General features: G+C 65.4%; 27 protein-coding genes. 17 read left to right on the forward strand and 10 right to left on the reverse strand.

The window, feature by feature from the left end; genetic code table 11:
* Positions 1-20: 20 nt before the first annotated feature.
* The 3 genes from ACWGPT_RS00680 to ACWGPT_RS00690 all read left to right on the forward strand — a co-directional run bounded on the left by ACWGPT_RS00680 (position 21) and on the right by ACWGPT_RS00690 (position 4,318).
* Positions 21-1,877, forward strand: a complete 1,857-nt coding sequence (locus ACWGPT_RS00680) for a potassium/proton antiporter (protein WP_452603648.1) — start codon at positions 21-23, stop codon at positions 1,875-1,877.
* A 92-nt stretch (positions 1,878-1,969) separates the two neighbouring features.
* Positions 1,970-3,166 carry a phosphoglycerate kinase gene (locus ACWGPT_RS00685; protein ID WP_452603649.1) on the forward strand — a complete coding sequence of 399 codons (1,197 nt, stop codon included), beginning with the start codon at positions 1,970-1,972 and terminating at the stop codon, positions 3,164-3,166.
* A gap of 255 nt (positions 3,167-3,421) precedes the next feature.
* Entirely contained in the window at positions 3,422-4,318 is an 897-nt protein-coding gene (locus ACWGPT_RS00690; protein ID WP_452603650.1) for a fructose bisphosphate aldolase, read from the forward strand.
* A 74-nt stretch (positions 4,319-4,392) separates the two neighbouring features.
* Here ACWGPT_RS00690 and ACWGPT_RS00695 read toward each other — a convergent pair whose 3' ends face one another.
* A complete protein-coding gene (locus ACWGPT_RS00695; RefSeq protein WP_452603651.1) occupies positions 4,393-4,554 on the reverse strand; it encodes a hypothetical protein in 162 nt (53 codons plus the stop codon).
* Positions 4,555-4,743: 189 nt separating this feature from the next.
* Here ACWGPT_RS00695 and ACWGPT_RS00700 point away from each other — a divergent pair, with 189 nt between their 5' ends.
* From ACWGPT_RS00700 to rcdA, 3 genes are all read left to right on the forward strand, one after another.
* Complete coding sequence (locus tag ACWGPT_RS00700) at positions 4,744-6,021, forward strand: MFS transporter (protein WP_452603652.1); 1,278 nt, start codon at positions 4,744-4,746, stop codon at positions 6,019-6,021.
* Positions 6,018-6,209: a DUF1192 domain-containing protein gene (locus ACWGPT_RS00705; RefSeq protein ID WP_452603653.1), complete on the forward strand. Its 192-nt coding sequence runs from the start codon at positions 6,018-6,020 to the stop codon at positions 6,207-6,209. Before ACWGPT_RS00700 ends, ACWGPT_RS00705 begins: the two co-directional genes overlap by 4 nt.
* A gap of 337 nt (positions 6,210-6,546) precedes the next feature.
* Complete coding sequence (gene rcdA, locus ACWGPT_RS00710; RefSeq protein ID WP_452603654.1) at positions 6,547-7,056, forward strand: protease adaptor protein RcdA; 510 nt, start codon at positions 6,547-6,549, stop codon at positions 7,054-7,056.
* Between the two features lie 122 nt (positions 7,057-7,178).
* On the opposite strand, the gene rpmE is transcribed toward rcdA, so the two are convergent.
* Complete coding sequence (gene rpmE / locus ACWGPT_RS00715) at positions 7,179-7,400, reverse strand: 50S ribosomal protein L31 (protein WP_052639260.1); 222 nt, start codon at positions 7,398-7,400, stop codon at positions 7,179-7,181.
* Positions 7,401-7,463: 63 nt separating this feature from the next.
* Between rpmE and ACWGPT_RS00720 the strand changes: the two genes are divergently transcribed.
* On the forward strand, positions 7,464-9,380 hold the full coding sequence (locus ACWGPT_RS00720) for an ABC transporter transmembrane domain-containing protein (protein ID WP_452603655.1): 1,917 nt from the start codon (positions 7,464-7,466) through the stop codon (positions 9,378-9,380).
* On the opposite strand, the gene ACWGPT_RS00725 is transcribed toward ACWGPT_RS00720, so the two are convergent.
* The 3 genes from ACWGPT_RS00725 to ACWGPT_RS00735 all read right to left on the reverse strand — a co-directional run bounded on the left by ACWGPT_RS00725 (position 9,367) and on the right by ACWGPT_RS00735 (position 12,358).
* Positions 9,367-10,398, reverse strand: a complete 1,032-nt coding sequence (locus ACWGPT_RS00725; protein WP_452603656.1) for a peptidoglycan -binding protein — start codon at positions 10,396-10,398, stop codon at positions 9,367-9,369. The genes ACWGPT_RS00720 and ACWGPT_RS00725 overlap by 14 nt on opposite strands.
* A gap of 3 nt (positions 10,399-10,401) precedes the next feature.
* Positions 10,402-11,451 carry a flagellar motor protein MotA gene (locus ACWGPT_RS00730; RefSeq protein ID WP_452603657.1) on the reverse strand — a complete coding sequence of 350 codons (1,050 nt, stop codon included), beginning with the start codon at positions 11,449-11,451 and terminating at the stop codon, positions 10,402-10,404.
* A 106-nt stretch (positions 11,452-11,557) separates the two neighbouring features.
* Positions 11,558-12,358 (reverse strand): inositol monophosphatase family protein, encoded by an 801-nt coding sequence (locus tag ACWGPT_RS00735; RefSeq protein WP_452603658.1) that lies wholly within the window; start codon positions 12,356-12,358, stop codon positions 11,558-11,560.
* Positions 12,359-12,557: 199 nt separating this feature from the next.
* On the opposite strand from ACWGPT_RS00735, the gene ACWGPT_RS00740 reads away from it, so the two are divergent.
* Entirely contained in the window at positions 12,558-12,896 is a 339-nt protein-coding gene (locus ACWGPT_RS00740; protein WP_452603659.1) for a hypothetical protein, read from the forward strand.
* Here ACWGPT_RS00740 and ACWGPT_RS00745 read toward each other — a convergent pair whose 3' ends face one another.
* Together ACWGPT_RS00745 and ACWGPT_RS00750 are read right to left on the reverse strand one after the other, a co-directional pair.
* On the reverse strand, positions 12,897-14,006 hold the full coding sequence (locus tag ACWGPT_RS00745; RefSeq protein WP_452603660.1) for a tetratricopeptide repeat protein: 1,110 nt from the start codon (positions 14,004-14,006) through the stop codon (positions 12,897-12,899).
* Positions 14,007-14,014: 8 nt separating this feature from the next.
* Complete coding sequence (locus tag ACWGPT_RS00750; protein WP_452603661.1) at positions 14,015-14,668, reverse strand: thiamine phosphate synthase; 654 nt, start codon at positions 14,666-14,668, stop codon at positions 14,015-14,017.
* 93 nt (positions 14,669-14,761) lie between these two features.
* Between ACWGPT_RS00750 and ACWGPT_RS00755 the strand changes: the two genes are divergently transcribed.
* Positions 14,762-15,523, forward strand: coding sequence for a sulfite exporter TauE/SafE family protein (locus tag ACWGPT_RS00755; RefSeq protein WP_452603662.1), 762 nt, complete (start codon positions 14,762-14,764; stop codon positions 15,521-15,523).
* An 88-nt stretch (positions 15,524-15,611) separates the two neighbouring features.
* Positions 15,612-15,872, forward strand: coding sequence for an ArsR/SmtB family transcription factor (locus tag ACWGPT_RS00760; RefSeq protein WP_452603663.1), 261 nt, complete (start codon positions 15,612-15,614; stop codon positions 15,870-15,872).
* Between the two features lie 100 nt (positions 15,873-15,972).
* Here ACWGPT_RS00760 and ACWGPT_RS00765 read toward each other — a convergent pair whose 3' ends face one another.
* Positions 15,973-16,149, reverse strand: a complete 177-nt coding sequence (locus ACWGPT_RS00765; RefSeq protein WP_452603664.1) for a YdcH family protein — start codon at positions 16,147-16,149, stop codon at positions 15,973-15,975.
* A gap of 232 nt (positions 16,150-16,381) precedes the next feature.
* Between ACWGPT_RS00765 and ACWGPT_RS00770 the strand changes: the two genes are divergently transcribed.
* From ACWGPT_RS00770 to ACWGPT_RS00795, 6 genes are all read left to right on the forward strand, one after another.
* A complete protein-coding gene (locus tag ACWGPT_RS00770; protein ID WP_452603665.1) occupies positions 16,382-16,585 on the forward strand; it encodes a YdcH family protein in 204 nt (67 codons plus the stop codon).
* Between the two features lie 13 nt (positions 16,586-16,598).
* Positions 16,599-17,096 carry a 5-(carboxyamino)imidazole ribonucleotide mutase gene (gene purE, locus ACWGPT_RS00775; RefSeq protein ID WP_452603666.1) on the forward strand — a complete coding sequence of 166 codons (498 nt, stop codon included), beginning with the start codon at positions 16,599-16,601 and terminating at the stop codon, positions 17,094-17,096.
* Positions 17,096-18,175, forward strand: a complete 1,080-nt coding sequence (locus ACWGPT_RS00780) for a 5-(carboxyamino)imidazole ribonucleotide synthase (protein WP_452603667.1) — start codon at positions 17,096-17,098, stop codon at positions 18,173-18,175. The genes purE and ACWGPT_RS00780 overlap by 1 nt, the downstream gene beginning before the upstream one ends.
* A 127-nt stretch (positions 18,176-18,302) precedes the next feature.
* Positions 18,303-18,428, forward strand: a complete 126-nt coding sequence (ykgO, locus tag ACWGPT_RS00785) for a type B 50S ribosomal protein L36 (RefSeq protein ID WP_003497670.1) — start codon at positions 18,303-18,305, stop codon at positions 18,426-18,428.
* A gap of 96 nt (positions 18,429-18,524) precedes the next feature.
* A complete protein-coding gene (locus tag ACWGPT_RS00790; RefSeq protein WP_452603668.1) occupies positions 18,525-19,115 on the forward strand; it encodes a hypothetical protein in 591 nt (196 codons plus the stop codon).
* 16 nt (positions 19,116-19,131) lie between these two features.
* Positions 19,132-20,124: an alpha/beta fold hydrolase gene (locus ACWGPT_RS00795; protein ID WP_452604081.1), complete on the forward strand. Its 993-nt coding sequence runs from the start codon at positions 19,132-19,134 to the stop codon at positions 20,122-20,124.
* Between the two features lie 24 nt (positions 20,125-20,148).
* Here the strand turns inward: ACWGPT_RS00795 and pyk are convergent, their stop codons facing one another.
* Together pyk and ACWGPT_RS00805 are read right to left on the reverse strand one after the other, a co-directional pair.
* Positions 20,149-21,588 (reverse strand): pyruvate kinase, encoded by a 1,440-nt coding sequence (gene pyk / locus ACWGPT_RS00800; protein WP_452603669.1) that lies wholly within the window; start codon positions 21,586-21,588, stop codon positions 20,149-20,151.
* Positions 21,588-22,025: a DUF1036 domain-containing protein gene (locus tag ACWGPT_RS00805; protein ID WP_452604082.1), complete on the reverse strand. Its 438-nt coding sequence runs from the start codon at positions 22,023-22,025 to the stop codon at positions 21,588-21,590. Before ACWGPT_RS00805 ends, pyk begins: the two co-directional genes overlap by 1 nt.
* 225 nt (positions 22,026-22,250) lie before the next feature.
* Here ACWGPT_RS00805 and ACWGPT_RS00810 point away from each other — a divergent pair, with 225 nt between their 5' ends.
* Positions 22,251-23,042, forward strand: coding sequence for an N-formylglutamate amidohydrolase (locus tag ACWGPT_RS00810; protein ID WP_452603670.1), 792 nt, complete (start codon positions 22,251-22,253; stop codon positions 23,040-23,042).
* Positions 23,043-23,048: the final 6 nt, after the last annotated feature.

The raw sequence follows: 23,048 nt of genomic DNA on the forward strand, positions 1-23,048 counted from the left end.
CAATCGTCGAGCCTGTCCCAATGGAGAGCATCGGAATGGTGGAGGCGTTCTACATTTTCCTGCTGGTGGGCACGATCCTCGTGCTGGTGGCTGCCTTCTCCAGCCTGATCGCCTTCCGCTTCGGCGCGCCGCTGCTGCTCGTCTTCCTGTCGATCGGCCTGATCGCCGGCGTCGACGGGTTCGGGATCGCCTTCGACAATTTCGCCTTCGCCTACATGCTCGGCTCTCTAGCCCTCGCCGTCATCCTCTTCGATTCCGGCTTCGGGACCTCCATCCACTCCTTCCGCGTCGCCGCCTGGCCGGCCCTCACGCTCGCTTCGGTGGGCGTCGTCCTCACTGCCTCCATCTTCGCCTTCGCGGCCATGCTGCTCCTCGGCTTCTCCTGGCTTGAAGGCCTCCTCCTCGGCTCCATCGTCGGGTCGACGGATGCGGCAGCCGTCTTCTTCCTGCTGCGCATCGGCGGCATCAACATCCGCGAGCAGGTGCGCTCCACGCTCGAGGTGGAATCCGGCACCAACGACCCGATGGCGATCTTCCTCACCATCGCGCTTGTCGAGGTGCTCGCCAGCGGCGAGGGCTTCGCGGGCCTCGACGCGGAGTTCCTGCTGCTCTTCGTCGAGCAGATGGCGCTCGGCCTCATCTTCGGCCTTCTGGGCGGCATGATGATCGTCTGGATCCTCAACCGCTTCACCTCCGACCGCAGCCTTGCCCCGATCTTCGCGTTCGCGCTCGGCCTGCTCGTCTTCGCCTTCACCGGCGCGATCGGCGGCAGCGGCTTCCTCGCCGTCTATGTCGCCGGCATATATTCCGGCAACAGCAAGATCTTCGCGCGCGAATCCATCGCCCGTTTCCACTCCGGGCTGACATGGCTCGCCCAGATCATCATGTTCATCGTGCTCGGCCTGCTCGCGACCCCCTCGCAGTTCCTCACGGTCGCCGTCCCGGCGGTCATCCTCGGGCTCTTCCTGATATTCGTCGCGCGCCCGCTCGCGGTCTGGCTGAGCCTCCTGCCCTTCCAGATGACGCAGCAGGAAACCGGGTTCGTGGCCTGGGTCGGCCTGCGCGGCGCCGTCTCCATCCTGCTCGCCATCCTGCCGCTCCTCGGCGGCATGGAAAACGGCCTCCTGTTCTTCAACACCGCCTTCATTATCGTCATGGTCTCGCTCATCGTGCAGGGATGGACGATCAAGCCCATGGCGCGAAAGCTCGGCTTGATCATCCCGCCGCGGCTCGGCGAGATCGACAAGATCGAGCTGGACCTTCCGGGAAAATCGACCCACGAGCTCATCTCCTATCGTGTCATGAAGGACAGCCCCGTCCTTCGCGGCGAGCGTATCCCGCGCTGGGCATTGCCTTCCCTCGTCATCAGGGACGGCCGCAGCATGCGCTACCAGTATGCGGGACGTCTGCAGGAGGGCGACCAGGTCTATCTCTTCGTCACCCCGAACTATATCCGGCTCCTCGACCGCCTTTTCGCGAGCCGCGCACCCGTCGAGCAGGATGACGAGGAATTCTTCGGCGCCTTCGCCATCTCGCCCTCGCGGCCCGCCAAGGAGCTCGACGCGGCCTATGGCCCGGGGCTCCTCTCCCCGGCCGAGCAGAGCATGACGATTGCCGAACTCGTCGCCTATCGTCTCGGCGGCGTAGCGGAATACGCCGACCGCGTCCGCTTCGGCTCCGTCGTGCTGATCGTCCGCGATCTCGACGAACAGCAGGCGATCCGCAGCATCGGCATTTCGCTGGAGCCGGTGGAGCCCGCGACCACCCTGCCCATCTTCATCAACATGCGCGAAATCGCCCACCGGATACGCGACCGGCTGCGCCACTATCGCGGCAAGTCGCTGAAGACGCCGGAGCCGGGCCACCACGGAGAGTAGAATTTGCCGGCCTCGACACGGGGCCGGTGCCTTGCGCGACCGGTCAGGAATAGTATGGTCCCTCGCGACCATCTGCCGACGAGGATCATGCCATGCCTGCTTTCAAGACCATCGACGACCTCAACGATATCGCCGGGAAGCGCGTGCTCCTGCGCGTCGATCTCAACGTCCCGGTTGCGGACGGCAATGTGACCGACACGACGCGGATCGAACGCGTCGCGCCGACCATCCTGGAGCTTTCCGACAAGGGCGCCAAGGTGATCCTCCTGGCGCATTTCGGACGCCCCAAGGGTGCGGTCGTGCCTGAAATGTCGCTCTCGACGATCCTGCCCGCCGTCGAGCAGGTTCTCGACCATGCCGTCCTCTTCGCCTCCGACTGCATCGGCGCCCCCGCCGCCGAAGCGATCGCCCGGATGAATGATGGCGACATCCTGCTCCTGGAGAACACCCGCTTCCACAAGGGCGAGGAAAAGAACGACCCGGACTTCACGGCCGAACTTGCGAAGAACGGCGACATCTACGTCAACGACGCCTTTTCGGCCGCACACCGCGCCCATGCCTCGACCGAAGGCCTCGCCCACCACCTGCCCTCCTATGCCGGCCGCACCATGCAGGCCGAACTTGAGGCGCTGGAGAAGGGCCTGGGCAACCCGGCCCGTCCGGTGGTCGCCATCGTCGGCGGCGCCAAGGTCTCCACCAAGATCGACCTGCTGATGAACCTCGTGCAGAAGGTCGATGCCCTGGTGATCGGCGGCGGCATGGCGAACACCTTCCTCGCCGCGCGCGGCGTCTCCGTCGGAAAGTCGCTGTGCGAGCACGATCTGGCGGCGACCGCGAAGAACATCATGGTCGAGGCGGAAGCCTCCGGCTGCACCATCGTCCTGCCGGTGGACGGCGTCGTGGCCCGAGAGTTCAAGGCCGGCGCCGACAACGAGGTCGTGGCGATCGACGCCATCCCCGCCGATGCGATGGTGCTCGATATCGGGCCGAAGTCGATCGAGAAGGTCAACGACTGGATCTCGAAGGCGCATACGCTCGTCTGGAACGGCCCCCTCGGCGCCTTCGAGATCGCGCCCTTCGACCGTGCGACCGTCGCGGCAGCCCGCCATGCCGCCGATGAGACGCGCTCGGGCAGGCTCGTCTCGATTGCCGGCGGCGGCGATACGGTGGCCGCCCTCAACCATGCCGGCGTTGCCGACGACTTCACCTATATCTCGACGGCCGGCGGTGCTTTCCTCGAATGGATGGAAGGCAAGGAACTGCCGGGCGTCGCGGTGCTCTCGAAGTAAAAACGGGATGAAGGCGCGGAAGGTAGGAGCCGCCGCGCCTTCATCAACCACGTTTAAACAATTTAGACATTTTAAACGATTGAAATAATTTCAAACGTTTCAATAGATTAGAGCGGGATTTGAATGCCCGACAACTTCTGATATCGCGCTGACACGGTTTCGGCGGCGAGGCGGAAATGCGGGACATTCCGCCGGTCGTCCGGGACATGAGTTCGGGGAACGCGCATCGCGCAATTCAAAAAACAGGAGTCACATATGGTCGACGCGAAGATGTTGGAAAAGATCAGCTCCGCCCCGGGGTTCATTGCCGCGCTGGACCAGAGCGGTGGCTCCACACCCAAGGCGCTCAGCCTCTACGGCATCTCGGAGTCGGACTATGACGGCGAAGAGGAAATGTTCCGCCTGATGCACGCCATGCGCGTCCGCATCATGAGCGCGCCCGCCTTCACCGGCGAAAAGGTCATCGGCGCGATCCTGTTCGAGCGCACCATGGACGGCGACGTCGAAGGCCAGCCGGTTCCTTCCTATCTCTGGGAAAAGCGCGGCGTCGTGCCCTTCCTCAAGGTCGACAAGGGCCTGGAAGCCGAAGAGAACGGCGTCCAGCTGATGAAGGCCATGCCCGATCTCGACGCGCTGCTGATCCGTGCCCGCGAAAAGGGCATCTTCGGCACCAAGATGCGCTCGGTGATCGCCCATGCGGACAAGGCCGGGATCGCCGCCGTCGTGAAGCAGCAGTTCGAGGTCGGCCGCCAGATCATCGGCCAGGGCCTCGTTCCGATCATCGAGCCTGAAGTCTCCATCAAGAGCCCCACCAAGCAGGAGGCCGAGGCCATCCTCCGCGACGAGATCGCGCAGCAGCTCGACAAGCTTCCGGCGGACGAAAAGGTCATGCTGAAGGTGACGATCCCGACGGTCGCCGATTTCTACGCCCCGCTCGTCGCCCACAAGTCTGTCGTCCGCGTCGTCGCCCTTTCCGGCGGCTACAGCACCGCGGATGCCTGCGAGAAGCTCAGCCACAACCATGGCATGATCGCGAGCTTCTCCCGCGCGCTGACGGAAAAGATGCGCGTCACCATGAGCGATGCGGAGTTCGATGCGAGCCTCGCCGCGACGATCGACCAGATCTACAAGGCGAGCGTCGAGAAGGTCTGATCCGGCTCTCGAAGCCCGGAGATTGCAAAGGCCGCGCCGGAAACGGTGCGGCCTTTCTCACGTCCGGGCAGGCCTCAGGAAAAGTCCCTCACCAGGAGGGCGCCGCCCCATATCACGAAGGCCGCGACGGCCACTTTCCAGAAGTCGCCTCGGCGCCTGAGCCCCGGCAGGCCGAGCGGCCGGATGATATGGACCAGCATCGCCAGGACGAGGAGAACGCCGATGGCTTTCGTCATGTGTCTCTCCTTCGGTCCGGCGCCGTCACAGGCTGGACATGTTTGGTGGCCACCAATGCCCCGCACCGAATCGGTTGCCATGAAAGCTTTTCGCTTCGCCCGTTAATCCCCGATTGACGGTATAGGCAACATATAATTCCCTGGCCTCCCGATGCCCATCTGAAGGAGAGAAGAAGCTGGTCATGCACGATGCGACGTAACCTCCTCCCGATCCTGGCGCTGCTTACGAGCACGCTCTTTCTGTTCCTCGGCAACGGCCTGCAGGGCCTGCTGCTCCCCGTGAGGGGATCGTACGAGGGCTATTCAAACGAGATCCTCGGCCTTATCGGCACGACCTGGGCGACCGGCTTCGTCGTCGGCTGCTTCGTTGCCCCCAATCTCGTCAGGCGCATCGGCCATGTCCGCGCCTTCGCAGGCTTCGGCGCGCTGATCTGCCTCAACGTGCTGCTCACCGGCATCCTCGTCGACCAGACCGCCTGGCTCATCCTCCGTGCGGTCACCGGGCTCTGCACCGCGGGCACGTCGATGATCATCGAAAGCTGGCTGAACGAACGCGCCACCAACGAGAGCCGCGGCGCAATCTTCTCCTTCTACATCTCCATCACCCTGTTCGGCGTCGTCGGCGGCCAGATGATGGTGCCCTTCGCGGACATCTCGACGCCCGTCCTGTTCATGATCTGCGGCATCCTCTACTGCCTCGCCATCATCCCGACCGCCGTTTCCAAGGCAGCCTCGCCGCAGCCGCTGAAGCGCGTCCGGCTGGACCTCAGGGCGCTCTACCGCAACTCCCCTGTCTCCTTCGTGGCGATCCTGCTGGTCGGTACCGCCAACGGCGCCTACGGCACGCTCGCCGCCGTCTTCGGCGCGCGCGCCGGCCTCGACCCGTCGACCATCGCCGTCATGGTGTCGATCACCATCTTCGCCGGCGCGATCGCCCAGTTTCCCGCCGGGCGATTCTCCGACCGGATGGACCGCCGTTTCGTGCTGGCCGCCCTGTCGGGACTTGCGGCGACCGCGGGCCTGGCGCTCTTCCTGTTCCGGCCGGAGAACGTCTATGCGATCATCATCCTGATCGCCGCCTATGGCGCCGCCGCCAACGCGCTCTATCCGATCGCCGTCGCCCATGCCAACGACCATGCCGCGCCGGAAGACTTCGTGAAGGTCTCGGGGGGACTGCTGCTGCTCTTCGGCATCGGCACGATCATCGGCCCGACGCTCGGCGGCCCGGTCATGACCTGGCTCGGCCCCTACGCGCTCTTTGCCGTCACCGCGCTTGCCCACATCCTCGTCACCGCCTATTCGATCTTCCGCAGCCGCCGGAGGCCGGCGGTGCCGGTGGAGGATCGCGACAGCTATTCCGGCTCGCCCGCCCTCGCCCCGTCCTTGACGACGCCGGAGAGTCTGCTGCTTAATCCCCGTGCGGCCGAAGGCGGCGGCGACCCGGATCACGAGAGGCCCTCGTCATGAGCTTCACGGACGACGACAGACCCAAAAAGCCGGTTTCCCACGAGATCGGCTGCGAACTCGACGCCCTGTCGGCCGACGAGCTCGACAGGCGGATCGCTCTGCTGCGGCAGGAAATCGTCCGCCTGGAAGAGGAAAAGCAGAAGAAGGCGGCCGGCCGGCGCGCCGCCGACAGTTTCTTCCGCTCCTGATGTCCCGAAACGGGAGATTTAGGGCAGACCAATCCCGCCTTTAACCGGACGTTAAGCATTAACGTACATTATGATGAACATCCGGGCCTCCTGGATTCAGACGGTTTTCACCATGTGGCGACTGGGTCTGACTTTTCTCCCTGTTTTACCTTGAGAGCCGCTTTCGCGGCTCTTCTTTTTTGCGCGCCGAGCAAAGGTGTGGGTATTAACCCTTCCTTAAGAAACGGCTTGCGGTTTACAGCTATAAACTCCATCTTAACTTCTAGGAGAGGCGCCAGGGAACTTTCCCTTCCCGGGGTCATTGCCTGTATTGTGATGCGTTAGCAGGATGATTTCGATGTCCGAACACGGATTGAACACCGTCAACTTTGCAGGCCGCGCCGCAGCTTCGTCGCAGTTCAAGGCGCTCTATACCGAGGGCATGGCCCTGGTCGAGGAAACCGCAAGCTACCTCGACGGCCCGGGTCGTGCAGCCTCCAAGGTCCTGCCGCGCGTGGCTTCCGTGCTCTATGCCGCAGAATCGATGCGCCTCACCACCCGCCTGATGCAGATGGCATCCTGGCTGCTGCTGCAACGCGCCGTCAACAATGGCGAGATGAGCCGCGACCAGGTCCTGGCCGAGAAGAACAAGGTTCGCCTCGACGGCTTCAACGTCGACAAGAACGCACCGGGCTGGCTGGACCTTCCGGAGGGCTTCCGCGACCTCGTGGAGCGCTCGTTGAGGCTCCAGAACCGCGTGGCGCTTCTCGACCGCGAGATCTATCGCCCGGGCGATGCCCCGGTGCCGAGCAACGAGAACGGCGTGCGCGCGCAGCTTCATCTCCTGCACACGGCCTTCGGCGCCTGATCGGCGACCGATCCGGAACAGGCGGGCTTCGGCCCGCTTTTTTTGTGCCGTTTGAGCCGACCGCAAGGCATAAAAAAACCCGGCCGGAGCCGGGTCTTTCAAAAACCACTTGCAGACAAGGATTAGAGGCCGAGGCCGCCGAAACGCTTGTTGAACTTGGAGACGCGGCCACCGCGGTCCATGAGCTGCTGGTTGCCGCCGGTCCATGCCGGATGCGACTTCGGGTCGATTTCAAGGTTCATGGTCGCGCCTTCCGAACCCCAGGTCGAGCGGGTCTCGTACTCGGTGCCGTCGGTCATGACCACCTTGATCGTGTGGTATTGCGGATGGATGTCAGCCTTCATGTCGATAATCCTGCGCTGCGAGGTCCAAATGTCGCAATTGCGATCGCAGACCCTCTTCAATAAATGAAGCCGCAGACCGGCTGGCCACGGCTTCCCAATTCGATGCGGAGCCTATACAGGAAGGGCGCCGGGAGCACAAGTACCGCCGGTCTCAGAAAAGAGTCCGATCAATCCGGGGATAAAGTGGCGCATTCAGAAGAACGACAGGCAAATGGCAAGGGCATCCGCCCGCTTGCGAGGCTCCTTCCCTATCTGTCACGCTACCGTGGCCTCGTCATGGGCGCCCTCTTCAGCCTCATCCTCTCCGCCGCCGCGACGCTTGCGCTGCCGCTCGCGGTCCGGCGCATGGTCGACCGCGGCTTCGCGGCCGCCGACGGAAGCTTCATCGACAACTATTTCGGCATGCTGCTGGCGCTGGCGAGCCTCCTCGCGCTGGCGAGCGCGCTTCGCTACTATTTCGTCATCACCGTCGGCGAGCGCGTGGTCGCCGACCTTCGCCGCGACGTCTTTGCGCGCGTGACGCGCCTTTCGCCCGCCTTCTTCGACGTCAACCAGTCGGGCGAGATCGTCTCCCGACTGACCGCCGACACCACCCAGATCAAGTCCGCCTTCGGATCCGCCGCCTCCCAGGCGCTGCGCAATACCATCCTCTGCATCGGCGCGATGGCGATGATGATCTACACGAGCCCGCAGCTTTCGGGCCTCGCGCTCGGCGCAATCCCGGTCATCGTCTTCCCGCTGGTCGCCTTCGGCCGCTCGGTCCGCAAGCGCTCCCGCGCCGCGCAGGATACCCTTGCCCGCACCTCCGCCTTCGCGTCGGAGACGATCGGCGCCACCCGCACCGTCCAGGCTTTCAACGGCGAGGCCGCCGCGGCGGCGCGCTACGGGGCGACCGTCGAGGATGCCTTCGACGCCGCCCGCGCCGCCATCCGCTCGCGTGCGCTGCTGACGGGCTTTGCGATCCTCATGGTCTTCGGCAGCATCGTCGGCGTGCTCTGGTACGGCGCCCAGAACGTGCTCGCCGGCACGATGACGGCAGGAACGCTCGGCCAGTTCGTCCTCTATTCGGTGATTGCCGCAAGCGCGCTCGGCCAGCTCTCGGAAGTCTGGGGCGAACTCTCGCAGGCCGGCGGCGCTGCCGAACGCCTGTCGGAGCTTCTGGACGAGGTGCCGGCGGTGCGCGATCCGGCCTCCCCTATCGCCCTTCCCCGCCCGCCGCGCGGCGCCGTCAGCTTCGACGACGTCTCCTTCGCCTATCCCTCCCGCGAGAACACCGTGACGCTGAACGGGCTTAGCCTCGATGTCCGTCCGGGCGAGACGGTCGCGATCGTCGGCCCGTCCGGCGCCGGCAAGAGCACCATCTTCTCGCTTCTGCTGCGCTTCTACGATCCGGTCTCCGGGACCGTGCGGCTCGACGGCGTCGACCTGCGGGATGCGGCGCTCGCCGATATCCGCAGCCGGATCGCGCTCGTGCCGCAGGACGTGACGATCTTTGCGGCTTCCATCCACGACAACATCGCCTTCGGCACCGCCGGCGTCAGCCGCGAGGCAGTGCGTGCCGCCGCCATCGCCGCGCAGGCGCACGAATTCATCGAGAAGCTCGAGCACGGCTACGACACCCTGGCCGGCGAGCGCGGCGTGACCCTTTCGGGCGGCCAGCGGCAACGGATCGCCATCGCCCGCGCCATCCTGCGCGACGCGCCGGTCCTGCTCCTCGACGAGGCGACTTCCGCCCTCGACGCCGAGAGCGAGACGCTCGTGCAGAAGGCGCTCGACGGGCTGATGAAGGAACGGACGACGCTGGTCATCGCCCATCGCCTGGCGACCGTCCTCAAGGCCGACCGCATCCTCGTCATGGAAGACGGGCGGATCGTCGAGGAAGGGACGCATCAAAGCCTCGTCGCGAAGGGCGGCCTCTACGCCAGGCTGGCGCGGCTGCAGTTCCACGACATGGAACGCCCGGTGGTCAGCGCTCTGTAAGCTTCAGTTCGATGCGCCGGTTCTGGTTGCGGGCCTCCGGGGCATCTCCCGCGGCGATCGGCTGGAATTCCCCGAACCCCGCGGCCACCAGCCGGTTTGCCGGCACGCCCTGCTCGATCAGGTATTTGACCACCGAGGTCGCGCGGGCCGAGGAGAGCTCCCAGTTGTCGCGGTAGCGCCCGGTGCCGGAGAGCGGCGCATTGTCCGTATGGCCGTCGACGCGAAGCACCCAGTTGATCTCCGGTGGGATTTCCTTGGCGAGGTCGAGAAGCGCTTCGGCAAGCTTGCCCATCTCGACCCGCCCCGCATCGTCCAGCTCGCTCCCGCCGACCGGAAACAGCACTTCCGACTGGAACACGAATCGGTCGCCGACGATGCGGATGTTTTCGCGGTCGGAGAGGATTTCCCGCAGCCGCCCGAAGAAGTCGGAGCGGTAGCGGTTGAGTTCCTGGACGCGTTGCGCCAGCGCGACGTTCAGCCGGCGGCCGAGGTCGGCGATCTGCGCCTGCGAATCCTGATCCTTCGCCTCCGACGCCTGCAGCGCCTGCTCCACCGCCGCGATCTGCGCCCGCAGGGCGGCGATCTGCTGGTTGAGAAGCTCGATCTGGCTCATCGCCCGGGCGCTGACCTGCTGCTCCTCGTTGAGGGTCTGCGTCAGTTCCCCGATCCGCGCATTGGCGGCGTCGCCGGCGCCCGTGCCCTGGTCGAGCAGGGACTGCAGGCGGGACCGTTCGTTCTCTGAGCTGGCAAGCGAGGACTGCAGGTTGGCGAGCGTATCCTCCAGGTCCTGCGCATTGCCCTTCTCGAGCGCCAGGAGTTCGGTCAGTTCGGCGATCTGGGTGTTCAGCCGGTTCAGCACCTCGTCGCGTCCGCTGATCTCGCGGCTGAGCAGGAACTGCGCCAGCACGAAGACGGTGAGCAGGAACATGATGGCGAGAAGCAGGGTGGAGAGGGCATCCACGAAGCCCGGCCAGTAATCGACGCCACGCTCGCGGCGGCGGTTCTTGACGAGCGCCATCTGCTACTTGCTCCCGATCTTCTCGGAAAGGCGGTCGAGCGTCCGGCGCAGGACCTTGGCTTCCTCCTGCTGCGCCTCGATCCAGTCGCGCAGCATCTGCTGCTCGTTGCGCATGTTCTTCACCAGCCCCTGGATGCCTTCGGCAAGGTTCGCCATCGCCGAGAGCGACTTGTCGCTGACCGCCCCGTCCTGCGCCTTCGCCTGCAGGGCGGAGAGCTTCCGCAACTGCTCGGTCAGCGCCCGCAGTTCCTCGTTGGAGCCGAGCCGGGAAGCACCTCCTGTTGACGGAGTAATGTCGGAGCCGACATCCGTGACGGAGGAGAGCCAGTTCTCCACCTCCATATAGAAACGGTTCTGTGCGCGCCCCGCCTGGATGTCGAGAAAGCCGAGGATCAGCGAGCCGGAAAGCCCGAGCAGCGAGGACGAAAACGCCGTGCCCATGCCCGAGAGCGGCGCCGTCAGGCCGCTCTTCAGTGCCGCCAGCACGTCATTGGTGTCGCCGCCATTGGGGTCGAGCGTCTGGATGACGGTGCTGATCGAGCCGATCGTCCCGATCAGTCCCCAGAACGTCCCGAGGAGGCCGAGGAAGACCAGGAGGCCGATAAGATAGCGCGAGATCTCCCGCGATTCGTCGAGGCGCGTGCCGATCGAATCGAGGATCGAGCGTTGCGAGGAGGGAGAGAGCGCCATCATCCGGCGCCGGCCGATCAGGGCGCGCATCGGGGCGAGCAGCCGCGGTTCGCGACCGACCTTGTCGGCGCTTCCGGCGGCCCGGAACGAGTTGAACCACCGGACCTCCGGAATGAGGCTGATCACCTGGTTGAAGACCAGCACGATGCCGATGATCAGCACCCCGAGGATGAAGCCGTTCAGCCCCGGATTGGTCATGAAGGCGTTGTGCGCCTGGCGGTAGAGGATGGCGGCGATGAACCCGACGAGGATCAGGAAGATCACCATCGTCCACAGGAAGGGGACGGGATTGGAGAGCTTGTGACTGTAGCCGGTCCGACCGGTCTCCGACTCATCCAGTTCGTCCACTCTCGCATCCACCATATCGTGACTCGGCCTCCGGTCGTGTTTGCCGGAGGCTAGTGGAAAAATGAGACGAATTGAAGTGTGTTACAGTCCGGCAGCCCGGGATGGCGGGCCGCGCCCGTCCCTATCGGGTGGGAACGGGCCGGTTGGCCACTTCGAGCAGGGCCTTCTGGATGTGCTCGTTGCCCGCGACAATATTGCGTTCGCCGAACATGTCGGTTCCGCCCTTCATGTCGCTGATGAAGCCGCCCGCCTCGCGGATCAGCACGAGGCCTGCCGCGACGTCCCACGGTGCAAGCTCGGCCTCCCAGAAGCCGTCCAGCCGTCCGGCCGCGACATAGGCGAGATCGAGCGATGCCGCGCCCATGCGGCGGATGCCGGCCACTTCGCCCATCACGTGGCGAAGCTCGACCAGGAACTTGCCGTGGTTGCCGCGCCCGAGATGGGGAACGCCGCAGCCGATCACGCAGTCGGAGAGGACGCGGCGTGCCGCGACCCGCAACCGGCGGTCATTGAGGAACGCACCGCCGCCCTTTTCGGCCGTGTAGAGTTCGTCGGTGGCCGGGTTGAAGACGACTCCGGCGACGATGTCGCCGTTGCGCTCCAGCGCGATGGAGACCGCGAACTGAGGAATGCCGTGCAGGAAGTTCGTCGTGCCGTCGAGCGGATCGACGATCCAGCGATGGGCGCCGTCGGTGCCCTGGATCTCTTCGCTTTCCTCGCCCAGGAAGCCGTAGGTCGGCCGCGCCTTGAGCAGCTCCTCCCGCACGATCTTCTCGGCCTTCAGGTCCGCCTGCGAAACGAAGTCGCTCGGTCCCTTGACCGAGACCTGCAGGTTCTGCACCTCGCCGAAATCGCGCGACAGCGACTTGCCGGCCTTGAGGGCGGCCTGAACCATGACGTTGAGAAGGGCGGAACGTGCCATGCGGGAAGGTCCTTGGATTGCGGAAGCCTGTCCCGCATGTGAGGTGCCGCGGGACGCATTGTACAGGCAATGTAGTGATCGGCGGGTTCAAGACCACAAAAACGAGGGAAATTCAAGTCGCGCAAGCCGCCTGCCCTTGCGACGATTCGCGCTGCCGCTATGGATGGCACCGGTTGGCCCGCACGTGCCGGAGAGACGGATGAAGAATACCCTGCCCCTGACGACGAGCGCCGTTCTCCTGACGGCGATGGCGGCCGCATCCCTGGTGGCGTGGTCTATCCTCGGATCGGAGGTCGACCTGGCGGTCCACTTCAAACTGGACGGCACGCCCACCCGCTATGCGCGGGCGCCCTTCGCGCTGTCGATCGTGCCGCTCGCGGCAGCCTTCGCCACGCTCATCTTCGCGCTCACGCCGCGTTTCGATCCCAAGGCTTCGGCATCCCCGCGGCTCTACAAGGGGCTTTGGCTCCTCGTCATCGTGGTGCTTGCGGCCGGACACGCGCTGATCGTCTGGCATGCGCTGGCAACCGCCCGCTGATCAGCTTCGGCGGAACCGGTTGGCGGCGTCGATTGCCTTCTTCTGCTGTGCCTCGTCGATGCCGAGGTAGAAATCCTCGAGTTCCGGATCGGCAAGGCCGGCGCGCCGGGAAAGCACGTACCACTTGGCCGCCTCAACCGGATCGGGGCGGGTGCCGAGCGCGTTGATATAGAGATGCGCAAGCTTGTTCTGCGCCACGACATTGCCCCGAAGGGCGGCGATCCGCATCCACTGGAACCCGCGGTCGAGATCGCGTTCGCCGCCGACCCCGTTCACCAGCCAGAGGCCGAGATCGAGCTGCGCCGTGTCGTAGCCGGAGTTTGCGGCGCGCATCAGCCACCGGCGCGCCAGGGCCTTCTTCTCCTTGGGCAGGTCGCCAAGCGTCACGTAGAGCTGGGCGACGGCATATTGCGCGTCCGCCAGCCCCTGCTCCGCCGCCTTCTCGTAGAAGGGCAGTGCGAGCTTCAGGCCCTTTTCGCCGGGATTGTCGGAGACGAGGATCTGCGCCCAGTTGAACTGCGCAGAGGAATTTCCGGCCTCCGCCGCCTTGCGCATGTAGTCGTCGGCCTTCGCCTTGTCGCGCGCCACGTGACGGCCCGTCATCAGCATCAGCGCGTATTCGAACATCGCCGCCGGGTCGCCGCGCTCGGCGGCCTGGCCGTACCAGAAGGCCGCCGTCTTCGGGTCCCGCTTGATGCCGAGCCCCTTGGACATCATCTCCGCGACCAGCGTCTGCGCCGCCGCATCCCCGGCTTCCGCCCGCGGCAGGGCTTCGGCGAGCGCGGTAACGTAGAGGCCGCGCTGGAAGGCGCCGTATGCGTTGTCGACCGGTCCTTCGTACGGCTTGTCGTCCGGGAGCGCCGGAAGGGTGGCCCCCATCCGCTGGTAGAGCCCCACCCCGCCGGAAGGCACGATCCCGTCAGGCTGCTCGCCTGCGTCGCCTTCCCCCACCCGGCCCTTCTTGATCGGCTGGGCATCGGCATCGAGGGATCGGGTCACCGCCCGCGGCGGCTGCTGGGCGGCGGCATCGGGAGTCGGCAGGGCCGCGGCGGTTGTCCCGGCGACGACCATAAGTCTGACAAGAACATTTGATATCGGAAACGGGCGCATGCCGTTCATCAAGCGTCAAACCGTGGCGCTTTTTCGTCGAGAAGCCGGTTGGCTTCGGCAACCTGCCGCTCCGGGTCTTCCGGTCCGGCGAATACGGCGTCCCGCAGCGCCACAAACTCCGCGCCGGTCTCAGCCACGGCGACCACGGAGGCAACGTCGTTGCCGCCCATGACGACGCAGGGGATTTCCACCATCGACGCCCACCACTCGCCGAGCGCGAGGTTCTTCGGATGCGGCTCCGGCTTGATGTCGCCGTCCACCTTGCCGAAGAAGATGTAGTCGGGCTGCACCTCGCCGATCTCCAGCGCCGTGTGGCGTTCGGAGACGCCGCCTGCGCCGACGATCATCTTCGGCGTGAACTTCACGATCGCGTCCTCGATCTCTTCGCGCTTCCCCGCGATATGCAGGCCGTCGGCCTTGGCCCGTCCGGCGACGCGGCTGTCGCCCGCCACCAGGGCGGCTGCTCCCGCCTCCTGGATGATTGGCACCACCGTCTCGGCAAGGACCTGGAACTGCTGGTCGTTGCGGTCGTACTGGGGAATGATGACGGTTGCCACGTCCCCGCCGGCAAGTGCCGACCGGAGCTGGTCCGACATGGCCTGCACGTCGTCTCCGGCGGGAAGGATCAGGACGAGGCGGCAGCGGTTTTCGACGTCGGTCATGGTATTTCCTGTACCGCGAAAGTGTGGGACGAGTAGCTTCTCGCCTTTCCCCCGTTCGATAGACCGGACCGATATCAGGATCAACCGTCTGCGATGACTCTCGATCTCACCTTCTTCCTGGCCGCCATACCGGCCGTGCTGCTCGTCGGCCTGTCCAAGGGCGGCTTCGGCGGCGCCTTCGCGCTGATGGGCGTGCCGCTTCTCGCACTCGTGGTCGATCCGCTGCAGGCGGCGGCGATCTTCCTTCCGATCCTCATCGTCATGGACATCGTCGCGCTCTGGGCGTGGCGCAACCACAATGACCGGCGCACGCTGCTGATACTCCTGCCCGGCGCGATCCTTGGGATAGCACTCGGCTGGGCGACCTCCGCCTATGTGTCCCAGGACGCGCTGAAATTCGTGATCGCCGTCTCGACCATCCTCTTTGCGGCCCGCTATTTTTATCAGGAGTGGTGGACGGGTGGCGCAAGCGAGGCGCCGCCGCAGCCGCACCGCCCGGTCCCGGCAACCTTCTGGGGCACGCTTTCCGGCTATGCCAGCTTCGTCGCCCATGCGGGCGGCCCGCCCTTCCAGATCTATACCCTGCCGCTCAAGCTCGACCCGAAACCCTATACGGGCGCCAGCGTGCGCTTCTTCGCGCTGGTGAACGCGATCAAGCTTATCCCCTATTTCGCGCTCGGCGCCCTCGACACGGAAAACCTCGTCGCCTCGGCGACCCTTTTTCCCGTCGCCATGGTCGCGACCATGCTCGGCGCCTGGGTCATCCGCCACCTGAAGACGGAAGTATTCTATCCGCTGACCTACGGCCTTGCGCTGGTGACCGGGCTGAAGCTCCTGTGGGATGCTCTGGCCTGAGCGCCCTTCGCAAGCCCCGGCCCTGCCCCCCTTGCTGCGCCGCACAAACAGGATTGTCACCCTGCAAGACTTGGGCTAGCTTTCGCCCATGACGAGCACGGACCCTTTCGCTGCTATCGCCGATCCGAACCGGCGCCACCTGCTGGAGGAGCTTCGTCGTGCACCAAGGACCGTCGGCGAGCTTGCGCACGGCCTGCCGATCAGCCGGCCGGCCGTATCGCAGCACCTAAAGGCTCTGCTTGATTGCAATCTGGTGATGGTGAATGTCGCGGGAACGCGGCGGGTCTATTCGATCAACAACAGCGGGTTCGACAGGTTGAACCTATGGCTGGACCAGTTCTGGTCGTGACCGTCGATAAGCCACGACCAGAGGCTTGTGGATGGTTTCATTGCCGCCTTGGAGGCCCCCTTGGGACGGGCGCCGGCGGCCCGATATTCTCCTTAGAGGGTTAGTGGCGCGTCGACGCCTTCAGACGTTGCAATTCGTCCTTGAGACGAAGCTTGCGGCGCTTGAGCTCTGCGATCTCGCGATCATCCGCAGAGGGGGACGCAAGAACGCTCTGGAGCTCCTCTTCGAGAGCACCATGCTTCTTTTCAAGCGATGCAATATGAGCCTGAATGGTCATGCGGCATATCCTCCTTGCGCAACCTGCCCCGGCCATCCCAGCGAGCCGGAGGCTTCTCGTTTACGAAGAAACTGTGACACGAACGGCGCCGTTTGTCGAAGGTGAAAACGTGGTTTGAGCGCGGCAAATTGGTGGCAGGCTGTAACTTCCAGTTAATGGCGATTGGTGCTAGGAGCTTGCGCACATTGCCGGCAATCGGGCACAGGTTGCGAGTTGAATGGGGACAGTGGAAATGGCGGACCAGGAACAGGCGGATATTCGGCTGGCGCTTGCAAGGCTTCGTCAGGAGCACGAGGATTACGACGCCGCAATCAACGCAATGATCCAGGTCGGCAGCGACGCGCTGCGCATCCAGCGCATGAAGAAGAAGAAGCTGGCCATCAAGGACAAGATCACCCAGATGGAAGACCAGATCCTGCCCGACATCATCGCCTGAGGAGGATAGACGGATGACCTCCGAACGACCCGCAGTCGCCATCATCATGGGAAGCCAGTCCGACTGGGAGACCATGAAGAACGCCGCCGACATGCTCGACGCGCTCGACATCGGCTACGAGGCGAGAATCGTCTCGGCCCATCGCACCCCCGACCGACTCGTCAGTTTTGCCAGGGGCGCCCGCGACGAGGGCTTCAAGGTGATCATCGCCGGAGCCGGCGGAGCGGCGCACCTGCCGGGCATGACCGCGGCGATGACGCCCCTGCCCGTCTTCGGCGTCCCCGTGCAGTCCAAGGCCCTTTCCGGACAGGACAGCCTGCTCTCGATCGTCCAGATGCCGGCCGGGATCCCTGTGGGAACGCTTGCGATCGGGCGCGCCGGCGCAGTCAACGCCGCGCTGCTCGCGGCCGCGGTCCTCGCGCTCGGCGACGAGGATCTGGCCGATCGGCTCGACGAGTGGCGCGCCGACCAGGCCGCAAGCGTCGCCGAATACCCCATGGACCAGGGCTGATGAGCGTCACCACGATCGGGATCATCGGCGGCGGGCAGCTTGGCCGGATGCTTGCCATGGCCGCCGCCCGCCTCAACTTCCACATCGTCGTCCTGGAGCCGCAGTCCGACTGCCCGGCCGCCCAGGTCGCCAGCGAGCAGATCGTCGCCCCCTATGACGATCCGGACGCGCTCGACGCGCTTGCCCGCGCCTGCCAGATCGTCACCTACGAATTCGAGAACGTACCGGTCTCGGCGGCGGAGAGACTGATGCGGTCCGTGCCGGTCTATCCGCCCCCGAGGGCGCTCGAAGTCGCCCAGGACCGACTCACCGAAAAACGCTTCCTCAACGGCTGCGGAATCGCCACGGCCGAGTTCCGCGCCGTCGACAGCCAGGACGACCTGGAGCATGCGCTCGCGGAATTCGGCGGACCCGGCGTCCTCAAGACCCGCCGCCTCGGCTACGACGGCAAGGGCCAGAGGCTCTTCCGCGATCCGCAGCACGATCCCGCCGGCACGTTCGATTCGCTTGGCCGGGTGCCGCTGATTCTCGAAAGCCTGGTGGAGTTCGAGCGAGAGATCTCCATCATCGCCGCACGCGGCCTGGACGGAACCGTCACCTGCTACGATCCGGCCGAAAACGTTCATCTGAACGGCATACTTCACACCTCGACCCTGCCGGCCCGAATCTCGGATTCGACCGCTGCCCAGGCTGCCGAAGCAGCGCGCAAGCTCCTGGAGGCGCTCGACTATGTCGGCGTCATCGGCATCGAGTTCTTCGTCATGCCGGACGGCGGCCTCGTGGCCAACGAGATCGCCCCGCGCGTCCACAATACCGGCCACTGGACCGAGGCGGCCTGCGTCGTCTCGCAGTTCGAGCAGCACATCCGCGCCGTCGCCGGCCTGCCGCTCGGCGATATCGCGCGCCACTCCGACTGCGTGATGACCAACCTGATCGGCGACGATATCCGCGACGTTCCGGAATGGCTCGCGAGGAAGGACGTCCTCGTGCACCTTTACGGCAAGACGGAATCCCGCCCCGGCCGCAAGATGGGCCACGTGACGCAGCTCACCGGGCCCAAAAACGAGCGAAATGGTTGACAGACGCCGAGCGTCGGGGTATCTGCACGCCAACCTTGAGCGCGCCCTTCTTCTCGGGAAAAAGCGGCGCGCTTTTGATTGTAATGACAAGCGGGCCCAAACGCTCGTAAACCTGCGGACAAGAGCAATGAAGATCAAGAATTCGCTGAAAGCGCTGAAGGCCCGCCATCGCGACAACCGTCTGGTTCGCCGCAAGGGCCGCGTATACATCATCAACAAGCAGAACCCGCGCTTCAAGGCCCGCCAGGGCTGATCGCTTGGCGGCTCGGGTTTCCCGGTGCCGTTCAATTTGTTGAGCGCAGGCTCATTCGGGTTTGACCTTCGGCGCATGCGGATTACATATTTCCGCATGCGCCGTTTTCGTTTCAGCCTGCTTATCGCCTCCACCCTCGCCGCCGGCTCGTCGGCGTGGGCGCAGCCGCCGGACCCGCGGGCCGCAGCGGTCGTGCAGGATGCTCCGGCCGCACGGCTTTCCACCCTCTACGATTCGCTGAAGCGCGAGCGCGATCCGGACAAGGCACGCGGCATCGCCAGCCAGATCCTCGTCGAATGGGAGGATTCGGGCAGCGCCACCGTGAACCTGCTGATGCAGTGGGCATGGAAGGCCGCAAGCGAGAAGCGCAACGCCGCCGCGCTCGATTTCCTCGACCAGATCACCATCCTCAAGCCCGACTTCGCGGAAGCCTGGAACCGCCGCGCCGGCCTCCATTTCACGATGGGCGACCGCCGCAAGGCGATGGCGGACATCAACCAGGTCCTGATCCGCGAACCGCGCCACTTCGGTGCGCTCTCGGGGCTCGCCGGCATCCTGGAGGGCAACGGCCAGGACGAGCTCGCCCTGAAGGCATGGGAGCGATACCTGGAGGTCTACCCGGCCGACAGGGACGCACAGGAGGCGGCGATCAAGCTTCAGGAGAAGCTTGCGGGCAGCCGCACCTGAGACCTCCGACGGTCCGATGATCACCCCCTTCACCATTCTCGGGCTGCTCGCGGCCGCATTCGGCTTCACGGCCTGGAAGGCCCGCGCCATCGAGCACGCCTTTCCCAATCACGGCGAGCTGATCGACGTCGGCGGCTTTCGCATGAACTCGCTCTTCGTGCCCGCAGGAGACGACGCGGACCTTCCGCCGATCGTCTTCATCCACGGGGCGAGCGGCAACCTGCGCGATCAGGAAACCGCCTTCCGCGGCAGGCTCGAAGGCCGCGCCGACCTCCTCTTCGTCGACCGCCCGGGCCACGGCTATTCGGAGCGCGGCAGCGGACGGAACGGCTGGCCCGACGGCCAGGCGGATGCCATCGCACGGCTGATGGAACTGCGCGGGATCGGGAAAGCAATCATCGTCGGGCATTCCTTCGGGGGCGCGATCGCCGCGACCTTCGCGCTGGAGCACCCGGAACGGACGGCCGGGCTGCTGTTCCTGGCGCCCGCCACCCATCCCTGGCCCGGCGGCGTCGACTGGTATTACGATCTGGCGAGGATGCCCGGCCTCGGCTGGCTGTTCAGCCGTCTCGTCGCGCTTCCGGCCGGACTGGCGCGCATCGAGGGCGCGACCCGCGCCGTCTTCCACCCCAACCCGCGTCCGGAAAAATACGTCACCGAGGGCGCCCCGGCGCTTGTCCTTCGCCCCCGCAACTTCCACGACAATGCGATCGACGTCGCCAACCTGAATGCCTACCTGAAGAAGGTCTCGCCCCGCTATGGCGCGATCACCGCGCCGACGGTGGTGATCACCGGCAACCGCGATGCGATCGTCTCGGAGGAAATTCACTCGGCAGGGCTGAAGCGCGACATCGGCCAGGCCGAACTCGTCCGGATCGACAATCTCGGCCACAAGCCGGACTATGTCGTCCCGGACGTCGTCGTCGCGGCGATCGAGAAGCTTGCGGGTCTGGACCGCGATCTCGAGGCGGTCGCGCGCGCCGCCGAGGGCCGCATCGCGACCCTCTGAGCGCCTCCGGCACCTGACCCGGTGTCAGATGCCGCTCTGGCCGTCCGCGCCGATATAGGCGATGCGCAGCATGTTGGTTGCGCCCGGCGTGCCGAGCGGCACCCCGGCCGAGATGATGATGCGGTCGCCCGGCATGCCGAAGCCTTCCGACACGACGATCCGACAGGCCCGGTTGACCATGTCGTCAAGATCCTCGGCGTCATGCGAGACGACGCAGTGGAGACCCCAGCAGACCGAGAGCCGGCGCGCCGTCTGGACGATCGGCGAGAGCGCGATGATCGGCACCTGCGGCCGTTCGCGCGACGCGCGCAGGCCCGTATTGCCCGAAGACGTGTAGGTGACGATGGCCGACAGCCTCAGCGTCTCGGCGATCTGCCGGGCGGCAAGCGAGATGGCGTCCGCCCCCGTCGCTTCCGGCGTCGGGCGCTGGGCGTAGATGATGTTGGAATAGTACGGATCCTGCTCGACCGTGCTCGCGACCGAAGCCATGGTCGTGACCGCTTCCACCGGATAGTCGCCGGATGCGGATTCCGCCGAGAGCATCACGGCGTCGGCGCCTTCGAAGACGGCCGTTGCGACGTCCGACACTTCCGCGCGCGTCGGGACCGGCGAACTGATCATCGACTCGAGCATCTGCGTGGCGACCACCACGGGCTTTCCGGCGCGGCGGCAGGCCCGGGTCAACTGCTTCTGCAGGCCGGGAACGGCCTCGAGCGGCATTTCGACGCCGAGGTCACCGCGCGCGACCATCAGCGCGTCGGAAAGTTCGATGATCTCGTCGATCCGCTCGATCGCCTGCGGCTTCTCGATCTTCGACATCAGGCCGACGCGACCGCGGGCGATCTTGCGCACTTCCGCGAGGTCTTCCGGCCTCTGCACGAAGGAGAGCGCCACCCAGTCCACCTCGCCCGTCGCCAGCACGGCGTCGAGATCGGCGCGGTCCTTGTCCGTCAGCACCCCGACCGGCAGAAGCGTGTCGGGCAGGCTGATCCCCTTGCGGTCGGAAATCTTGTTGCCGGAAACGACGGTGCAGACGATCTTCTTCCCGTCGGTCTTCTCGGCGCGCAGCATCAGCTTGCCGTCGTCGATCAGCAGCCGGTCGCCCGGCTTGACCGCCGACAGGATTTCCGGATGCGGAAGGAAGACGCGGCTTGAATCGCCCGGCTCATCGCGGTCGTCGAGCGTGAACGTCTGCCCCGGCTCCAGCGTCACCTTGGTCTCGGCAAACTTGCCGACCCGCAGCTTCGGGCCCTGGAGGTCGGCGAGAATGCCGATCGGCCGGCCGCAACGCGCCTCGACGGAGCGGATGCGCTCGATCAGCATGCGCATCGTCTCGTGGCTTGCGTGGCTCATGTTGATGCGGAAGAGGTCAGCGCCCGCTTCATGCAACTTCTGGATCGTGTCTTCCTCGGATGACGCAGGCCCCAGGGTCGCAAGGATTTTCACTTTGCGGTTACGCTTCATCAATTCTGGCCTTCCTGCGTGCTTGCTGCGTCCGAAAGCTGCACCATCCAGCTTCCCTGACGCCCGGTATCGTATTCCTTGAATCCCATGCGCTGGTATCCGCGGGCGAAACAGTCCTGGACGCCGACGATCTTGAACTCGTTCTCGGCGACGCACATGTTGACTTCGCCGGTCCAGCGACCGCCGCGTGCGGCGTCCTCCGCATAGAGATAGTAGTAGCGGGACTGCAGCTCGCCTTCGATCAGCGTTGCGCAGGTCGAGGCCGGCACCTGCCACCAGCCTTCCGTCGTCCACCCTTCCTCGGCCCGGTAGCCGATTGCGACGCCGACGAGGTTCTGCGTGCCGTTACAGACGCGGAAGTCCGCTCTGGCGGCACCTGCGGCGAAGAGCGGGACACATAGCGAGGCGAGGAATGCGGCCGCGGGGATGTAGCGCAGCGGCAGGGAGCGGGATAGGCGGGATGATTTCGACACGGCTTCCGATGGAACCCCATGGTTATTCGCGAAGCACTTTCTCGCCCTTCGGGGGTGGAAAGTCAACGCAACTCTAATCGATTATAGCGGCCCGAAACCCGGCGTGGCGAGACCGTGCTTGCGCGTTCGGCGCCTGCGTGCGATCAACCTGACCCTACTTGAAGCACCGTGCCGCGACCCGGAACCGCCATGCCAGACTTCGTACCGTTCGAAATCGTAGAAGGCGATTATGACGCCTCCATGGTGCTGCTCGCCGATCACGCGATGAACCGTCTTCCGCCCGAATATGAAAGCCTTGGCCTGCCGGACAGCGCGTTCCGCCGCCACATCGCCTTCGACATCGGCATCGAGGGACTGACCCGCAAGCTCGCGGCGAGGCTGGGCGTGCCGGCGGTGCTCGGCTGCTTCTCGCGCCTCCTGATCGACCCGAACAGGGGCGAGGACGATCCGACGCTGATCATGAAGATCTCCGACGGCGCGATCATACCGGGCAACTACCCGATCACCGACGAGGAATGGAACAGGCGCCTCGACACCTACCACCGTCCCTATCACCGCGCGGTCGAGCGTACGATCGCCAGGGCGGGGTCCGGCGGCCGCGCACCGCTCGTCCTCTCGCTGCACTCGTTCACGCCCGCATGGAAGGGCGTGCCCCGGCCCTGGCACGCCGCCGTCCTCTGGGATAGCGACGACAGGGCCGTCCGGCCCCTCATCGACATGCTGCGGCGGGACGGCGATCTCGTCATCGGCGACAATCAGCCTTATGATGGGGCGCTGCGCGGTGACACGCTCTATCGGCACTGCATGGTGTCGGGAACGCCGCATGCCCTTCTGGAAGTGCGGCAGGACCTGATCGCCGACGAGAACGGCATCGACGAATGGGCCGATCGCCTCGCTCCCGTTTTCGCCGCCCTGAAAGACGATCCGGCGCTGCACGAGTATCGGGTGTTTCCCTCGCGGACCGGCCCCTACGGAAACTGACGCCTG

The sequence above is a fragment of the Pseudorhizobium sp. NPDC055634 genome (genome assembly GCF_053618655.1).

Bases quoted from the DNA above. Each gene is read 5' to 3' on its own strand.
- ACWGPT_RS00750 (WP_452603661.1), bottom strand. From the start codon at position 14,668: ATGACCGACGTCGAAAACCGCTGCCGCCTCGTCCTGATCCTTCCCGCC.
- ACWGPT_RS00685 (WP_452603649.1), top strand. From the start codon at position 1,970: ATGCCTGCTTTCAAGACCATCGACGACCTCAACGATATCGCCGGGAAG.
- ACWGPT_RS00810 (WP_452603670.1), top strand. From the start codon at position 22,251: ATGCCAGACTTCGTACCGTTCGAAATCGTAGAAGGCGATTATGACGCC.
- ACWGPT_RS00730 (WP_452603657.1), bottom strand. From the start codon at position 11,451: ATGGTGGATGCGAGAGTGGACGAACTGGATGAGTCGGAGACCGGTCGG.
- ACWGPT_RS00760 (WP_452603663.1), top strand. From the start codon at position 15,612: ATGACGAGCACGGACCCTTTCGCTGCTATCGCCGATCCGAACCGGCGC.
- ACWGPT_RS00695 (WP_452603651.1), bottom strand. From the start codon at position 4,554: ATGACGAAAGCCATCGGCGTTCTCCTCGTCCTGGCGATGCTGGTCCAT.
- ACWGPT_RS00720 (WP_452603655.1), top strand. From the start codon at position 7,464: ATGAAGCCGCAGACCGGCTGGCCACGGCTTCCCAATTCGATGCGGAGC.
- ykgO (WP_003497670.1), top strand. From the start codon at position 18,303: ATGAAGATCAAGAATTCGCTGAAAGCGCTGAAGGCCCGCCATCGCGAC.
- ACWGPT_RS00770 (WP_452603665.1), top strand. From the start codon at position 16,382: ATGGCGGACCAGGAACAGGCGGATATTCGGCTGGCGCTTGCAAGGCTT.
- ACWGPT_RS00680 (WP_452603648.1), top strand. From the start codon at position 21: ATGGAGAGCATCGGAATGGTGGAGGCGTTCTACATTTTCCTGCTGGTG.
- rpmE (WP_052639260.1), bottom strand. From the start codon at position 7,400: ATGAAGGCTGACATCCATCCGCAATACCACACGATCAAGGTGGTCATG.
- ACWGPT_RS00790 (WP_452603668.1), top strand. From the start codon at position 18,525: ATGCGCCGTTTTCGTTTCAGCCTGCTTATCGCCTCCACCCTCGCCGCC.
- ACWGPT_RS00795 (WP_452604081.1), top strand. From the start codon at position 19,132: ATGATCACCCCCTTCACCATTCTCGGGCTGCTCGCGGCCGCATTCGGC.
- ACWGPT_RS00725 (WP_452603656.1), bottom strand. From the start codon at position 10,398: ATGGCGCTCGTCAAGAACCGCCGCCGCGAGCGTGGCGTCGATTACTGG.
- ACWGPT_RS00755 (WP_452603662.1), top strand. From the start codon at position 14,762: ATGACTCTCGATCTCACCTTCTTCCTGGCCGCCATACCGGCCGTGCTG.
- ACWGPT_RS00735 (WP_452603658.1), bottom strand. From the start codon at position 12,358: ATGGCACGTTCCGCCCTTCTCAACGTCATGGTTCAGGCCGCCCTCAAG.
- ACWGPT_RS00740 (WP_452603659.1), top strand. From the start codon at position 12,558: ATGAAGAATACCCTGCCCCTGACGACGAGCGCCGTTCTCCTGACGGCG.
- ACWGPT_RS00745 (WP_452603660.1), bottom strand. From the start codon at position 14,006: ATGCGCCCGTTTCCGATATCAAATGTTCTTGTCAGACTTATGGTCGTC.
- ACWGPT_RS00780 (WP_452603667.1), top strand. From the start codon at position 17,096: ATGAGCGTCACCACGATCGGGATCATCGGCGGCGGGCAGCTTGGCCGG.
- purE (WP_452603666.1), top strand. From the start codon at position 16,599: ATGACCTCCGAACGACCCGCAGTCGCCATCATCATGGGAAGCCAGTCC.
- rcdA (WP_452603654.1), top strand. From the start codon at position 6,547: ATGTCCGAACACGGATTGAACACCGTCAACTTTGCAGGCCGCGCCGCA.
- ACWGPT_RS00705 (WP_452603653.1), top strand. From the start codon at position 6,018: ATGAGCTTCACGGACGACGACAGACCCAAAAAGCCGGTTTCCCACGAG.
- ACWGPT_RS00765 (WP_452603664.1), bottom strand. From the start codon at position 16,149: ATGACCATTCAGGCTCATATTGCATCGCTTGAAAAGAAGCATGGTGCT.
- pyk (WP_452603669.1), bottom strand. From the start codon at position 21,588: ATGAAGCGTAACCGCAAAGTGAAAATCCTTGCGACCCTGGGGCCTGCG.
- ACWGPT_RS00700 (WP_452603652.1), top strand. From the start codon at position 4,744: ATGCGACGTAACCTCCTCCCGATCCTGGCGCTGCTTACGAGCACGCTC.
- ACWGPT_RS00690 (WP_452603650.1), top strand. From the start codon at position 3,422: ATGGTCGACGCGAAGATGTTGGAAAAGATCAGCTCCGCCCCGGGGTTC.